Here is a 15156-nt window from a genome sequence, read left to right as displayed (position 1 = left end):
AAACCTCTTTACCAACATTTCCTTTTAATATCCCGAAGCGACACTTTGGCGTCCAGACTATATGGTATTGACAATGCCACAGCACGTGGGAAGCTTTTTGAAACCTGCTCATGTTGAATTTCCTTATCAGTTGTGGGGACAACAGATGAGGAGTTTGACATGGGCAGGTCTTTACAGGCAGAGCCAGAACCGAGGCGATAACCACGTCCATAGGACGTGGTTTTAAGTTGGCAATGAAAACGCCCGGCAAAGCCGGGCGTTATTTCAGGTCTGAGCCGTCTGTTACTGCTTAACGAACTCTTCTCCCTGAGCGATATCTTTCTTCAGCGTATCCAGCATGCCTGACAGCGCCTGCTGTTCGAAAGCGCTGAGTGTGCCAATTGGCCTGCGTTCAGCAATACCATTTTTACCGAGCAGCAGCGGCTGAGAGAAGAAGCGGGCATATTCGCTCTCGCCTTCCACGTAAGCACACTCTACAACATTCGCCTCACCCTTCAGCGCGCGTACCAGCGACAAACCAAAACGCGCGGCCGCCTGGCCCATCGACAACGTAGCCGATCCGCCACCCGCTTTAGCTTCCACCACTTCTGTGCCGGCATTCTGAATGCGTTTGGTTAAATCAGCCACTTCCTGATCGCTGAAGCTGACGCCCTGGACCTGTGACAGCAGCGGCAGAATGGTTACGCCAGAGTGGCCGCCAATCACCGGGACTTCCACCTGATCAGGCTGCTTTCCTTTCAGCGCGGCCACAAAGGTATTAGCACGAATAATGTCCAGCGTGGTCACGCCAAACAGACGATTTTTGTCGTAGACACCGTGCTTTTTCAGCACTTCTGCCGCGATGGCCACTGTGGTATTGACCGGATTGGTAATAACGCCAATCAGCGCTTTTGGGGCCGTTGTGGCAACCTGTTCAATCAGGTTACGGACAATGCCTGCGTTCACATTAAACAGGTCAGCGCGATCCATACCGGGTTTACGTGCGACGCCAGCAGAAATCAGTACCACATCGGCACCCTGTAAGGCAGGCGTGGCGTCTTCTCCACTAAAACCTTCAATAGATACAGCAGTAGGAATATGGCTGAGATCAACGGCAACGCCAGGCGTAACCGGCGCAATGTCATACAGTGAGAGTTCTGAACCTGCGGGAAGCTGGGTTTTGAGCAGAAGTGCGAGCGCCTGGCCTATGCCGCCAGCGGCACCGAGAACGGCAACTTTCATTCTTAACTCCTTATTAAGGTGGGGCAGAGATGGGCCGAAATTCTATCTGTGTCAGACCTTAATCAACTGCTCAGGCGATGATAAATATCCGCTGTTAATTCTACGTGTTTTCACGCTTGCTCGCCGGATTCAAAAGTTACTTATCATTGCGCCTGAATGACCGACAACTTTGCCGTCGTCAGACAGAGAACGGCTATGTGCGTTTTCTGTTACTACTTCTGTTACTACACCACCAATAATATAACAACTTTGCAACCTTCGCCTTTCGGGGTTGTGATGGGGGTTTTGGTCTGAGCGGATTTATTTGCTATTATCGCCGCCCGCTAGCCGCCCGAACACTGCTCATCAATCGACCGATTGCATAAAAATGCATTTAAATGCATAATCACCACTCTGCCGCGGGCGGATTCGCGGTTATTCTCTTTATTTATTGGTAACCTATGCGAAACCCATCGAAACAAGACGATCTGATCAAGGCTTTCAAAGCCTTATTAAAAGAAGAAAAATTCAGTTCCCAGGGCGAAATTGTTCAGGCGCTTCAGGATGAGGGCTTTGAAAATATCAACCAGTCCAAAGTCTCGCGGATGCTGACCAAGTTTGGCGCAGTGCGCACCCGTAATGCCAGGATGGAAATGGTCTATTGCCTGCCCGCTGAACTGGGCGTGCCGACCACCACCAGCCCGTTAAAAAACCTGGTACTGGATATCGACTACAACGATGCGCTGGTGGTAATTCATACCAGTCCGGGCGCAGCACAGCTGATTGCACGTATGCTGGATTCGCTGGGCAAAGCGCATGGGATTCTTGGCACGATCGCTGGCGATGACACAATCTTTATTACCCGTGCGCGCGACTTTACGGTTAAGCAGCTGCACAGCGCGATCCTCAACCTGTTTGAACAGGAGCTCTGATCGCTGACTGACGGCCTGCTATCCCGCCCCAGGTCGTCAGTTTGTTCTCTCTGCCCACAGTTTGTGTCACTCTGCCCCGCTGTTTAATACTAATAAGCCTGATTTAATACACCTTGCTCCTGGTCAGATCGCTTAGTCTGCTTAACCTTCTGCGCTATTTTACACTGCTTTACATCACTGATCCGACACCATTGCCCGGATCCAGATCAAACTCCAGTCCAATACACCTCATAGTTTCGCACTAAACGTTAAAGTGATCTATCTCACTGTTTTTGTGATTAAAATCATCGAAAAGGCTATTTTTTATGCTCTTTTTATAACGTTAAGTTATTAAAAGTAGACATAAGGATAAAGAATCACAAAAAAAGATTATTAGCCGAATATTAATTTCTCTCGTTATTAGTTCTATACTTCTTTTCGTGATGTAAATCACACTAACTAGAAAGATAAAAATAGACGACGAGGAAATATCTATGAACGTAAAAACTACCATCGCTACCCTGAGCATTCTCTCTGCACTCTCATTTGGTGCAGTAGCAGCAGAATCTATTAATGCCGTACAGGCACAGGATCTGCAGGCTGTCGGCACCATCAGTGTCAGTGGCGTCGCGGGTTCACCGATGGATATCAAACAGAAGCTCAGTGACAAAGCTGATCAGCAGGGCGCAAAAGCCTATCGCGTGATCGAGGCTTACAACAACGGTAATTATCACGCTACCGCCGCGCTATATAACTAAACCCGATAATGCCAGCGGCTTTCTGTCTGACGCGCCATTTTGCGCTCCGGAGAGCTGAAGCAAAATCTTCAGGAGAGTTGACCATGAAAATGAAATTAGCGATTGCTGCTCTTAGCCTGACGTCCCTGTTCTCAGTGGGAGCCAGCGCCGCCAGCCTGGTATCGAATGAACAGGCGCAGGGTTTGCAGCCCATGAATCAGACCATCAGCATTGGTGGACGTAACGGCGACCAGACGCATATCCGTCAGGTGCTGTCCGAGAAAGCAGATGCACAGGGCGCAAGCCACTATCGCATCATCGAAAACAACCAGGATAACACCTGGCATGTCACCGCTGAGCTTTATAAATAATTCACCGTGATGACGCCTGAAGGCGCATAACAGATCTCGACGACCCGCCCTTACGAGTAACCGCAGGTTGTTGAATGTATTGAGGAGATAACCATGAATATCAAAACAACCATCGCTACAGTCAGTCTGCTTTCTGTTATGGCGTTCGGCGCTTCTGCCGCACAGCTCGTAACCGGCGACCAGGCGCAGAATCTGCAGCCTGCGGGTACCGTGACCATCAGTGGAACCGCGGGATCGCCTATGGATTACCGCGCAGAGCTTTCACAGAAAGCGGATGAACAGGGTGCCAGCGCCTACAAAGTGATCGAGGCGCGTACCGGTGATAACTATCACATCACCGCACAGCTTTATAAGTAATTCCTCGTCAGATTAATGACGAACCCTTTGGCCCCGCTCGCCGGGGCCTTTTTTCATCTGATGTGTTATCTGACATTAAAGTGCAGCCGACCTTCCAGCTCCTCTTCCGCTTCATCAAATAACAGAATCAGCGCGCCATAACGCCGTCGCTGTCCCCTGCCCAGATTGACAAACTCAATCTCCAGCGGCATTGGCAACAGACCCCCGGTCACAACATCCCACAATCCATCCAGATCGCAGATGCGGCGTTCCTCCAGCGCAAATCGCTCGCTGAACTGGCGAAAGAAATGGGCCTGGTCGACTATTTCATTAAAATCAAAACGCTCGATTTTCATGCTGACGGCTCCCATGCTCCGTCTGCGGGCGGCCTCTGCCGCCCGGTCGTGACCGTTAGCTCAAACCGCCCAGGTGCAGCGCTTTGACCTCCAGATACTCTTCCATACCGAGTACCGAACCTTCGCGGCCCAGACCCGACTCTTTCACACCACCAAACGGTGCCACCTCGGTGGAAACGGCACATTCGTTAATGCCGATCATGCCGCTTTCCAGCGCCGCTGAAACGCGAAACACCCGTTGCAGATTCTGGGTATAAAAGTAAGCGGCAAGGCCGAATGGCGTATCATTGGCGCGGCGGATGACATCCTCTTCGTCATCAAAGCGGAAGCAGGCAGCCACCGGACCAAAGGTCTCTTCCTGCGCAAGCTGCATGCCTTCATGCGCCTCGCTAATGACCGTAGGCTGCCAGAAGTTGCCACCCAGCGCATGGCGCTCACCACCTGCCAGTAATTTACCGCCTTTTGCTACCGCGTCTTTAACGTGCTGCTCAACTTTTTCCACCGCCGACGCTTCAATCAGTGGTCCGACAATCACGCCCTCTTCCATGCCATTGCCGACTTTGAGTTTGCTGACTTCAGCAGCCAGCCGCTCAGTAAACGCATCATAGACAGCGTTATGAATATAGAAGCGGTTAACACTGACGCACACCTGACCCGCATTGCGGAATTTGTTGGCAATGGCACCCTGTACGGCGGCATCAATGTCAGCATCATCGAACACGATGTATGGCGCATTGCCCCCCAGCTCCATCGACACTTTCTTCATGGTTTCGGCGGCATTGCGCATCAGCAGCTTGCCCACCTGCGTTGAGCCGGTGAAGGAGATTTTGCGTACCGCTTTGCTGGCCATGATCGCATCGCTGATGGCATGGGTATCCCCAGCCACTGCGTTCAGTACGCCATCAGGTACGCCCGCCTGTTTCGCCAGTGCCAGCAGGGCAAAAGCAGAGAGTGGCGTGTTATTGGCCGGTTTAATGATGCCGGTGCAGCCCGCAGCAAGCGCTGGTCCCAGCTTGCGGGTCAGCATCGCCATCGGGAAATTCCAGGGCGTAATGGCAGCGACAACGCCAATCGGTTCGCGGGTCGCCAGAATACGGGAGCCGGGTTTTGCCGGCGGAATAATCTCGCCGTTCGCCCGTTTCGCCTGCTCGGCGAACCACTGAATGAAACTGGCGGCGTACTCCACTTCCCCTTCGGCCTCTTTAAGGGGTTTGCCCTGTTCGGTGGTCATCAGTTGTCCCAGCCAGCGCTTGTTCTCAATAATCAGCTGGTACCAGCGATTGAGAATTTCAGCGCGCGCTTTTGCTGTCTGTGCCCGCCATGCGGGAAAGGCGCGTTCCGCTGCGGCGATAGCCTGTTCCGTTTCCGCCTTACCGGCTTTTGCCACCTGCGCAATCACCTCGCCGGTGGCCGGATTGGTCACATCAAAAGTAGACGCAGCCTGATGCCACTGACCGTCCGCTAAGTAGCCGGTCCGGAACAGTTCGCTCTCTTGCAGTGATTTCATTGATTCGCTCCTGTCAGTTTTGCTCTTCCGTCTGGAGAGTATAGTTGGCAAAAGCGACAGATTTTGTGATGGATGGGGATTGCACAGGCCGCTGCAGGTCGCAGCGGCCAGATTCAGATTTGGATGAGCGTATTCTGGTATTTATCCAGCATCGTCGCCAGTCGTTTGACCGGTTCCGTCACGCTGACGGGTGCCTCGTAGTGGACCAGTTTTTCCTGATAGACATCCAGCTCTTTAAGCAGACGTTCAAAGTAGTAACGGCGCTTGTCGTCGCTGCTGGCGGAGATCACCCGGTCGGCGGTGTAACGCAGTTGTCGGTGATACGCAGAGAGATCGGCGTTAACCGGCACTTCTGCGTCGCGTAATCGCTGATGACCGATGATCAGCGTCAGGGCGATGCGATATTTATTGATATCGCCCGGAAACAGGTTCAGTAGCAAAAACAGTTGCTGATAGAGCGCTGGCAGATGATTTTCACGCCGACGCGCCTGATTGGTGGTCATGGCCGAAACAGCTGCATACATAAAGCGGTTCAGCAGTTTGCGGCCGGTGCGCGCCTTCGATTTATCCCGAATCAGCAGAATGACCATCATCGCGACAAAGCAGCCGATAACCTGACCGAGCACATTATCGAGGAAGACGTTAATGTGAAATTCCATCGGATTATCGAGAACCAGCACGTTGAGCGTACCAATCAACGCACCCAGCGTGCCGAGCTGACGCCGCTGAATGAAGATGCCGCCGATAAAACCCAGCAGGCCGATGGCGATGCAGAGCAGCAGGGCGCTCTGCTGGGTCGAGGGGAGCACATACATAAAGTAGAGCGCGCCCAGCGGCACCGCGACCGTCATGCCGTAGAGAAAATCTTTTGCCATCATCAGTGGATTAGGCATACGCATCGCCAGCGCGGTAATAACGGCCAGCATGACCATACAACCACTGCCAGACGTCCAGCCAGTATAGAGCCAGAACAGCGAACCCAGCGCGGTTGCAACGAAGGTGCGGATGCCGTTAATCATCGCATGATGTGTCTCAGCAGAACGCGCCTGAATCACCACTTCACGCTGCAGAATCTCCTCTTCCAGCGAGGTTATCCGGCTGTTGCTTTTGATGCCTTTAAGCAGCAGCAGATATTCGGTGGCGCTGCCTACCCAACTGGCCAGCGTGACCGGCGTTGATTTACCACTCGCACCAATCACCCGCCGCATTACCTTCATCCGCTTATGTACCTCTTCAACCGTCGAGGCCGGCTTTTCAACCATCAACCGATACTGTGGCGGAATGTAGTCCGGGCGGGAATTCTGGATCAGAAAGGTTTCAGCGGCCTGCGTAATCAGCGTCAGCGACAGGGTGTTGAGCATCTGCAAGCGGCGGTTACTGTTCTTCCAGCGTGACGATTCCATCATCAGCTGGCTGCGCATACTGTTCAGCGCCGTGGTGCGCCGCACCAGCGCGCTCCAGGCTTTATCGACCTCTTCTTTATCACCGTGTGCGACGCAGAGTTGCAGCAGCTGATAGTGCGCCACCAGCAATGAATCAACTTCCGCGTCGATCACTTTTTTAATCGAACGTGGCGAGAAGATCATGTCGGCAAGGATGGCACACAGAATACCGAGTACGATTTCACTGCAACGCTCTACCGCATATTGGGGCACCAGTGTCAGACCGCCGCTGGCGTTAGCGGTTACTACAATAATCAGCGCGGTATAGCCTGCCAGACCCAGTGCGTAAGAGTTCTCGACTTTGATTAGCGAAGAGAGCCAGACGCAGAGTCCTGCCCAGATGCAGCACAGCAGCAGCATCACAACCGGCGCACGAACGGTGGCGATCATGATGGTCAGCGCGGCGATACAACCGATGAATGTCCCGATAATACGTAAAACGCCGCGATAGCGCAGTGCCCCGGAATAGGGATCGCCACCTGCCGCAAATGCCGTACCGCCCGCTACGATCCCGGCAGTCATCACCGCCCAGCGCGGCGTTTCGAGGTTGAAGTGAAAGCCGACCATCAGCGCTAACACCAGCGCAAAGGTCAGCTTTACCGGGAACCGCAGGAACTCGATCATATCGCCCTCTTAACCAAACTCACGCAGGCGATTAAACAGGCGGACCATCGGTGAAACCTGTTCAGGCTGGCGATCGGCCTGACCGGTAATGACCACGGTCGCAGTGGTTCCGGCCGGGAAGCGATTGCCGGGCTGCTGATCAAGCCGGATGCGCACCGGTACACGTTGTGCCAGACGGACCCACTCCAGGTTGGAGTCCACCGTTGCCATGCCTTTACTGTCAACCGAGCTGCTGCTGTTGGTGACGCCCGCAGCTACGCTGTCCACGGTGCCACGCAACACAATGTTGCTGCCAAGTGGCGTCACTTCCGCGCGGAAGCCCTTCTCAACGCCGTGCAGTTTGGTCTCCTCCAGGTAAGCCAGCACATAGAAAGAGTGCTGCTGAACCAGCGCCACCGCCACAGAACCACGGGTAATAAATTCGCCCTGGTAGACGTTAAGGTTGGTGACCCAGCCATCGGATGGCGCTTTCACGGTGGTGCGCTCAAGATCGATCTTCGCCAAATCACGCGTCGCCACCGATTTTGCCAGCTGATGCTCACTGGTTTGCAGGTCATTATTGGATTGTTCGATAGCCTCGCGCGACATCGCAGAGGTGCCAAGCTGGTTGCGGCGGCCGGCTTCGCGACGTTTCTCACTCACCAGGGCCTGGTAATATTCAACATCCGCCTGTGCCTGATCGAGCGCTTTCTGATAGCGAGGACGGTCAACCACAAACAGCGTGTCGCCCTTCTTCACCAGCTGGTTGTCGTGTACCGGAACCTCGGTAATCAGGCCAGTGACGTCAGGCGAGATTGCCACCACGTCAGCTGCAAAACGTGCATCACGGGTCCAGGGTGATTCGGTATAGAACACCCAGGCGCGGAAGATGATAACCACTGCGATGATGACCAGCAGAATAGTGATCGCGTAGCGCGCGATTTTTCTTATGAGTGCTTTCACTTCAACCTCAGACTAATAAACGGGAGACAAGGTAAAACACACAGCAGTAAAGCGCTGTATTAAAGAGTGCCGGATGCCAGACAAGATCGTAGATGCCGCTCGGCGTCAGCACGCGTTTCACTAACCAGAACAGCATCAGTGAAATAATCAATTCGATGAAAACGGGCGGAAAAGAGAGCCCAAACATGACAAATACCGGAAGCACACTCATCACAAATCCTTAGTTCGACCTTGCCGGGATACTTCGTTGCCTTTTCAGATGTCGCAGGAAAACCCTCTGGCAGCGTTATCCGAACCGCAGCTGGCTTAATAATAGCGTATCATCGAAGGGTATCAGGCAATGAAGAATCACCGGGAAATACCCCGGCGCGCTTATAATAACGCGCCTGACTATACGTTTTCTACAGAATGTGATCTAAATCACTTTTAAGCCAGAGTAAATAATGGAACGACTGAAAGGTATGTCTGTCTTCGCCAGAGTGGTCGAACTGGGTTCGTTTACCGCAGCGGCGCGTCAGCTTCATCTGAGCGTCTCATCTATCAGCCAGATTGTCGCGAAACTGGAAGATGCATTGCAGGTTAAGCTGCTGAATCGCAGTACCCGCAGTATCGGGCTGACCGAAGCGGGTAAAATCTATTATCAGGGCTGCCGCCGTATGCTGGCGGAAGCGACGCAGGTGCATGAACAGCTCTACGCGTTTAACAATACGCCGATTGGCGTGTTGCGGATTGGCAGCTCCTCGACTATGGCGCAGAACGTGTTAGCGGGTATGACCAGCGATATGCTGCGGGAGTATCCCGGGCTGAGTGTAAATCTGGTTACCGGCGTTCCGGCCCCGGATTTGATTGCGGATGGTCTGGATCTGGTGATTCGGGTGGGCGCATTAAAAGACTCCAGCCTCTTTTCGCGTCGCCTTGGCGCGATGCCGATGGTGGTGTGCGCCGCAAAAAGTTATCTGGCCCAGCACGGCACGCCGGAGAAGCCGGGTGATATCGATAATTTTTCCTGGCTGGAATATAGCGTACGGCCCGACAACAATTTTGAGCTGATTGCGCCGGAAGGCCTGGTGACCCGCCTCGCGCCACAGGGACGTTTCGTGACCAACGATTCGCTGACGCTGATCCGCTGGCTGAAGTCGGGCAATGGCATCGCTTATGTGCCGATGATGTGGGTGATTGATGAGATCACCGCAGGCGAGATCGATATTCTGTTTCCGCACTATCAGTCTGATCCGCGTCCGGTGTATGCACTCTATACCGAGAAGGATAAACTGCCGCTGAAGGTGCAGGTCTGCATCGATTATCTGACCGACTATTTTGAACAGGTGGCTGAACAATATCAGCAGCACCGTAAAAGCTGACAACCCGCCGGGCGGCGGGTTGCTGAGGTCACATCAGGCGGTGCCGCCGATGGTCAGTTTATCCAGCTTCAGGGTGGGCTGACCGACACCAACCGGCAGGCTCTGGCCCTCTTTACCGCAGACGCCGACACCTTTATCCAGCGCCAGGTCATTACCTACCATCGAGATCTGCTGCATCGCTTCAATGCCGGAGCCAATCAGCGTGGCACCTTTAACCGGTTTGGTGATTTTGCCCTTCTCAATCAGATAAGCCTCTGAGGTGGAGAAGACAAATTTGCCGGAGGTGATATCCACCTGACCGCCACCAAAGTTCGGCGCATAGATGCCGTACTCAACGCTTTCAATAATATCCTGCGGCGATGATTTGCCTGCCAGCATATAGGTGTTAGTCATGCGCGGCATCGGCAGATGTGCGTAAGATTCACGGCGTCCGTTACCGGTCGGGCTGACGCCCATCAGTCGCGCATTCAGCTTGTCCTGCATGTAGCCTTTTAACACCCCATTCTCAATCAGCATGTTGTACTGACCGGGAACGCCTTCATCATCCACCGCAAGTGAACCGCGCAGCCCTTCAAGGGTGCCGTCATCCACCACGGTACAGAGCTCAGACGCAACCTGCTGACCGATTTTACCGCTGAACACGGAAGTGCCACGGCGGTTAAAGTCACCTTCCAGACCGTGACCGACCGCCTCATGCAGCAATACGCCCGGCCAGCCCGCACCCAGCACTACCGGCAATGCGCCAGCAGGAGCTGCCACCGCAGAGAGATTAACCAGCGCCATGCGCACTGCTTCACGCGCCCATGCATCAGCACGCACGTCACCATTTTCATCTTCAAGGAAGAACGCATAACCGGTGCGTGCACCGCCGCCGCTTGCGCCGCGCTCACGCTTGCCCTGGTCTTCAACCTGAACACTGATAGAGAGGCGAACCAGCGGACGAACGTCTGCCGCCAGCGTGCCATCAGTGGCCGCCACCAGCACCTGCTCGTAAACACCGGTCAGGCTGGCGTTGACTTCCTGCACGCGCGGATCAGCCGCACGGGCGACTTTATCGACGCGATGCAGAAGGGCAATTTTTTCTTCACGCGTCAGGCTGCTCAGCGGATCGACCGTCGAATAGAGCGGACGGTTCATCACGGCAGACAGCGTATGGGCCTTGCCGTTTCCCTGTTCGCGTACGATGCTGCGAGCCGCTTCAGAAGAGAGACGTAGCGCATTCAGCGTAATCTGGTCGGCATAGGCGAAGCCGGTTTTCTCACCGCTGACCGCACGCACGCCGACGCCCTGATCGATATGGTATGAGCCATCTTTAATGATTTTGTCTTCCAGTACCCAGGATTCGTGGAAGCTGGACTGAAAATAGAGATCGGCATAATCCAGACGACGTTCTGAAAGCTGCCCTAACAGGGAAAATAGGTCCTGCTGATTAATGCCGTTAGCAGTCAGTAACTGCTCACTTACCAGGTTCAGAGTCATCGTTTCTCACTCATTATGTGCTCAGATAATCATAGCCTGCGGTAATTCCGGTACGGCGTCAAATTCACTTGTTGTCTGTTTCTCGCGGTTTACGCAGGACTTCATTGATTTCCGGTTTATCCAGTGGGCCACTGATGTGATAACGCAGCAGCGATATCTTGTTCCACAGGGGTCCCAGAACTTTACTGGCAGCAAATACCGCCGCGCCAATCACCGGATTAATCGCAAAGGCGGTCGCTACGCCGACAGAGGCAGAAATCTCAGGCGCAACCACTGCTTCCATATCGATCTGACGCTTCACCAGATCGAGATTGCCCTGCATGGCGATGTCCGCTTCCAGTCCATCCACCAGCAGGTTATCGGTGCGCATGACGCCGTTTTCGATCCAGGCCGTGCCGTTAATCGAATCGAAATAGAAAGAGTTGGTGAAGGTGTCGCTGAAGTCGAAGCGCAGTTTGCGCAGCAGCGCATCAAAACTGACCAGCCGCAGAATTTTCCCCGCCGTGCCGGTGTTCACATCTGCGATCTGGCCTTTGCCAAAGTGGGTCTTCAGGGTGCCGCTCAGCGTCTCTGCGGAGGGCTGCCAGGGTGCAGAGCGCCAGTGCAGGTCGTAAGTAATATCAAAGGGCGCATCACGCAGCGGGGTATTCACGCCAAACCAGTTGGTCGCATTATTAATATTCGGCCCCTTAAGCGTGCCCTTCAGCGAGGTGCGCTGGTCTTGCGGACGGTTGACCCACTCACCATTGATTTTCAGCTGCGAACTGCCGGTATCCACTTTCCCGTTAGTAAGCGCTAACGTATCTCCTTCAGGTTGCAGCGTCGCGGATACCTGACCATATTTCTGGCCCAGTACCCAGCACTCTTTACAGCGCAGCTGTAAGGCGGGCCACTGGCTGAAGTTAATGTTTGTGGTTTGCTGAGAAGCCGCTTTGCCGCCCTTGCCTGCATCGTTCTCCCACTGCGGATTGTAGTAAAGGTAATCGAGGTTCACCTGCCATGGCGCTTTGGGAGCCATCGCCAGTTCACCGCGCAGCTCTTTCGCATTGACGCTGACCTGTCCTCTGCCACCTGAACGCTGTGCCAGCGTCGCCTCAACCTCATGCCATTGCTGTCCGGCCAGCGTGACCGCCGGACTGCGCAGCGTGATGTTACCCGGCACTGTAACGCCACCGGTCTGGAAGTCGCCGTCGCCGTCTGACGCACCCGCAGAGCCGCCTGCAGCCATCAGCGCTACCCAGGCCTCACCATCCAGCGCAGGCAGATTCAGTATCATCCCCTCATGGTCGGGTAGCGCAGGCGTTTTCTTTGTATCATTCAGCCAGATGCCACGATCTACGCGCAGCGTCGGCTCCAGCAACCAGCGGCTGTTAAAACGGTGGTTTGCATTGACGCTGCCGCTGAGATCGAAATGGTTCAGGTCCCCACTGGCCTGAATGGCGACTGGCATCGCCTCACCGGCTTTCTTATCAAGCGGCGCGGGTAAGTGACTACTTACTTCTTTAGCATTACCGTTCAGCGCCACGTCATAACGTGCCCCGCCATGATGGGGCAACGTAATATTGACGTCGCCCTGCCACGGCAGATGCCCGCCGAGCTGCTTGCTGACGACTGCCGGAATCTGACTGATTTTCGCGGGTTGCCAGTCGCCCTGAAGTTTGACGTTAACACCAAAGTCATCCGGGTTCTCCTGGGTGCTGAAACGGACGCCCATCGGCTGTCCAAACCAGTTCGCACGCAGGTCCTCACTGGCCAGATTGCCGTTATCATAACGGAAGCGGCCAGAAAGGTTGTTGAGGGTGGTTTTTAGCGGTTTGATAAACAGCGCGTTATTGTTCAGATCGACATTACCACGGGCATGTACCTGCTCTCCATCCAGTGGAATGTCCAGATTCAGATGGCCACCGACACGGCCTTTAATCTCCAGTTGCTTTAGCGCAGCACCCAGCGAAGGTTTGAGCGGCGTCTGTTCGAAATAGTCAGCGATCTGCTGGCCTTCACCACTGATATCACCATCAATGATCAGCTTCTCTTTCAGGTAGTCGGGGATTACCGCGCTGACGTTGCGTGCTTCCACCTCGCCCAGTCTGGCCACTGGCGCATTCATCCACAGACCGTCGTTCAGGAAGTTAAGGTCGATATCGAGATGACTGATCGCTGGCCATTTGGGCTGAAATGCATAAGTTGCCTGACGAAGCGGCACCCAAACCTGGAACATGCCATCATTATGCTTGAACGGGAACAGCGCCGGGTTACCGGCAAACAGCAGTGTGGCGTTGTCCACCTTACCGCCCTTCACTGCCCCACTCAGATAGTGCGTCAGCCCGTTACCCATCAGCGGTACCGGGAAATAGCGCCACGCATCGCCTGCATCGGTCACCCGGATACCCGCCAGAATATCCAGACGGGGCTCGCCGCCGCTATTCTGCTGATAGCTGAAATCGCCGCGTGCCCAGAGCGAACGAGCCTCAAGGTTAAGATTTTCACCCGCCAGCGTCAGGCCATGTTCATCTTTAAGCCAGCGCAGCGCCCCGGTCACCCGCTTAATCTCTAACGGAGCCTGGAACATATCGCCATAGGGGACGGTTGCCGCGCCCATATCCACGCTGACCTGACCATGGCTCAGGCTGCCGCGTGCTTCTCCGCTCAGGTGACTGATGCCCGGCAGCAGTTTCCAGTGTTGCCAGCTGAAATCACGCCACTTCACCTGTAAGCGGGTTTTTTCAGGCTGCTGTAATGGAATATCCAGCGCCAGGCCATCGATGGTGCCCTGTGGCTGCAGCGTCTGCCAGTTTTCAAACAGTGCCGGAGAGAGCGGCGCAAATAGCGGAACGATCGGCGCAATATGACTGAGCACCAACTGTGTGGCGCGCACCCGCACTTCCTGCTGACCATCCGGCCCCAGCAACTGCTTATCTTCAGGACGCCATAACAGCGAGAAGTGGCCGGCGGGCCAGGCCTCGCCGTCAGTGCTGAGCCGGGTCTGCGGCACATTGACCACCCAGCCATTCTGGAAGCGTGACAGATGCGCGGTCAGCCCATCAACCTCTATGCGGTGTCGTCCGGTTTCACCCTGCCAGCTGGCACCGCCCTTGCGCAACAGCAGATCGCCAGCATAGATGTCGCCATTGCGCAGGTTGACCCAGGCCGCCAGGCTGAAGCGGGCGCTGTCCAGCCGGGTATTGTCGCGCACCCAGCGGCCCAGCCATGGACGCATGTCGACGTCATCAGCCTGCATCCAGATGCGGCCGTCATTAAGTAAACCGTTGCTGTCGTTAAGGTCAAGCCGTACCTGAACCACGCCGTGCTGACCGGTAAAGCTCGACAGACTGACTTCGCCTTCGGCACGATGGCGGTTATCTTCATTGACCCAGGTGAGTCGGGGGATCGCCAGCTCAGCATGCTGGCCGGAAGGGGTACGGAAACGAATAGTGCTGTCGCGCAGGTCAAAGTGGTCAAACTGACGCAGGAAGAGCTCGTTAATCTGTGCCGGACGGAAGCTGTTTTTCTCTTTGTCGTTGTCGAGTAAGGGGCGATTCGTGTCGAGATGCAGCTGCCAGAAGGTCAGATCGCGGAACTGCCAGCGCCAGTGCAGCAGAGACTGCCAGACGTCAAGTGCCAGATTGATACGTTTAATCGTGAGTTTGCCGTTTTCATGCAGATCGACGCTGAGGTCACGAACCTGAAGGGTTGGGCCGAAATTCTCCCATTTACCCTGTAACTGGCTGGCGTTGACCGGCACATCCGTTTTGTCGGAGATGAATTGCAGAAGGTTGTTGCGATAGCTGTCGAGATGCGGCATAACCAGACGCAATCCGCTGACCAGCAGCGCGACAATCACGATGATTGCCGCGACCAGCAGTAACAAAATCCTCGGCAACTGCCTCACT

Annotated in this window: 13 protein-coding genes and 1 pseudogene; 5 read left to right on the top strand and 9 right to left on the bottom strand. The window is 54.6% G+C overall.

Annotation, left to right across the window (positions count from 1 at the left end; all coding sequences use genetic code 11):
- A pseudogene (locus F3I20_RS21820) lies at positions 1 to 112 on the bottom strand (IS200/IS605 family transposase); the annotation flags it as partial.
- 170 nt (positions 113 to 282) lie between these two features.
- Complete coding sequence (mdh, locus tag F3I20_RS21815) at positions 283 to 1221, bottom strand: malate dehydrogenase (RefSeq protein WP_150015658.1); 939 nt, start codon at positions 1219 to 1221, stop codon at positions 283 to 285.
- Positions 1222 to 1661: 440 nt separating this feature from the next.
- Here mdh and argR point away from each other — a divergent pair, with 440 nt between their 5' ends.
- The 4 genes from argR (at position 1662) to yhcN (F3I20_RS21795) (ending at position 3576) form a co-directional block, all read left to right on the top strand.
- Positions 1662 to 2132: a transcriptional regulator ArgR gene (gene argR / locus F3I20_RS21810; RefSeq protein WP_013359192.1), complete on the top strand. Its 471-nt coding sequence runs from the start codon at positions 1662 to 1664 to the stop codon at positions 2130 to 2132.
- A gap of 473 nt (positions 2133 to 2605) precedes the next feature.
- Positions 2606 to 2869, top strand: coding sequence for a peroxide/acid stress response protein YhcN (yhcN, locus tag F3I20_RS21805; protein ID WP_150038640.1), 264 nt, complete (start codon positions 2606 to 2608; stop codon positions 2867 to 2869).
- 83 nt (positions 2870 to 2952) lie between these two features.
- On the top strand, positions 2953 to 3219 hold the full coding sequence (locus tag F3I20_RS21800) for a YdgH/BhsA/McbA-like domain containing protein (RefSeq protein WP_150038642.1): 267 nt from the start codon (positions 2953 to 2955) through the stop codon (positions 3217 to 3219).
- A gap of 93 nt (positions 3220 to 3312) precedes the next feature.
- The gene (gene yhcN / locus F3I20_RS21795; protein ID WP_150038644.1) at positions 3313 to 3576 is read left to right on the top strand and encodes a peroxide/acid stress response protein YhcN; all 264 of its coding nucleotides are present in this window, start codon (positions 3313 to 3315) and stop codon (positions 3574 to 3576) included.
- A gap of 65 nt (positions 3577 to 3641) precedes the next feature.
- Here yhcN (F3I20_RS21795) and F3I20_RS21790 read toward each other — a convergent pair whose 3' ends face one another.
- The 5 genes from F3I20_RS21790 to aaeX form a co-directional block, all read right to left on the bottom strand.
- On the bottom strand, positions 3642 to 3911 hold the full coding sequence (locus F3I20_RS21790; protein WP_150015661.1) for a barstar family protein: 270 nt from the start codon (positions 3909 to 3911) through the stop codon (positions 3642 to 3644).
- 55 nt (positions 3912 to 3966) lie between these two features.
- Positions 3967 to 5418: an NAD-dependent succinate-semialdehyde dehydrogenase gene (locus tag F3I20_RS21785; RefSeq protein ID WP_150038646.1), complete on the bottom strand. Its 1452-nt coding sequence runs from the start codon at positions 5416 to 5418 to the stop codon at positions 3967 to 3969.
- A 113-nt stretch (positions 5419 to 5531) separates the two neighbouring features.
- Complete coding sequence (gene aaeB / locus F3I20_RS21780) at positions 5532 to 7484, bottom strand: p-hydroxybenzoic acid efflux pump subunit AaeB (RefSeq protein WP_150015663.1); 1953 nt, start codon at positions 7482 to 7484, stop codon at positions 5532 to 5534.
- Positions 7485 to 7493: 9 nt separating this feature from the next.
- Complete coding sequence (gene aaeA, locus F3I20_RS21775) at positions 7494 to 8426, bottom strand: p-hydroxybenzoic acid efflux pump subunit AaeA (RefSeq protein ID WP_010256061.1); 933 nt, start codon at positions 8424 to 8426, stop codon at positions 7494 to 7496.
- Between the two features lie 7 nt (positions 8427 to 8433).
- On the bottom strand, positions 8434 to 8637 hold the full coding sequence (gene aaeX, locus F3I20_RS21770; protein WP_003855277.1) for a p-hydroxybenzoic acid efflux pump operon protein AaeX: 204 nt from the start codon (positions 8635 to 8637) through the stop codon (positions 8434 to 8436).
- Positions 8638 to 8869: 232 nt separating this feature from the next.
- Between aaeX and aaeR the strand changes: the two genes are divergently transcribed.
- Positions 8870 to 9787, top strand: coding sequence for an HTH-type transcriptional activator AaeR (gene aaeR / locus F3I20_RS21765; RefSeq protein WP_013359201.1), 918 nt, complete (start codon positions 8870 to 8872; stop codon positions 9785 to 9787).
- Positions 9788 to 9820: 33 nt separating this feature from the next.
- Here aaeR and tldD read toward each other — a convergent pair whose 3' ends face one another.
- Both tldD and yhdP read right to left on the bottom strand, forming a co-directional pair.
- A complete protein-coding gene (gene tldD / locus F3I20_RS21760; RefSeq protein WP_150015664.1) occupies positions 9821 to 11266 on the bottom strand; it encodes a metalloprotease TldD in 1446 nt (481 codons plus the stop codon).
- Between the two features lie 64 nt (positions 11267 to 11330).
- A complete protein-coding gene (gene yhdP / locus F3I20_RS21755; protein WP_150015665.1) occupies positions 11331 to 15155 on the bottom strand; it encodes an AsmA2 domain-containing protein YhdP in 3825 nt (1274 codons plus the stop codon).
- Between the last annotated feature and the right edge of the window lies 1 nt (position 15156).

Source organism: Candidatus Pantoea gossypiicola (assembly GCF_008632075.1).
GTDB classification, from domain to species: domain Bacteria; phylum Pseudomonadota; class Gammaproteobacteria; order Enterobacterales; family Enterobacteriaceae; genus Pantoea; species Pantoea gossypiicola.
This window is presented reverse-complemented; position numbering and strand designations above follow the sequence as displayed.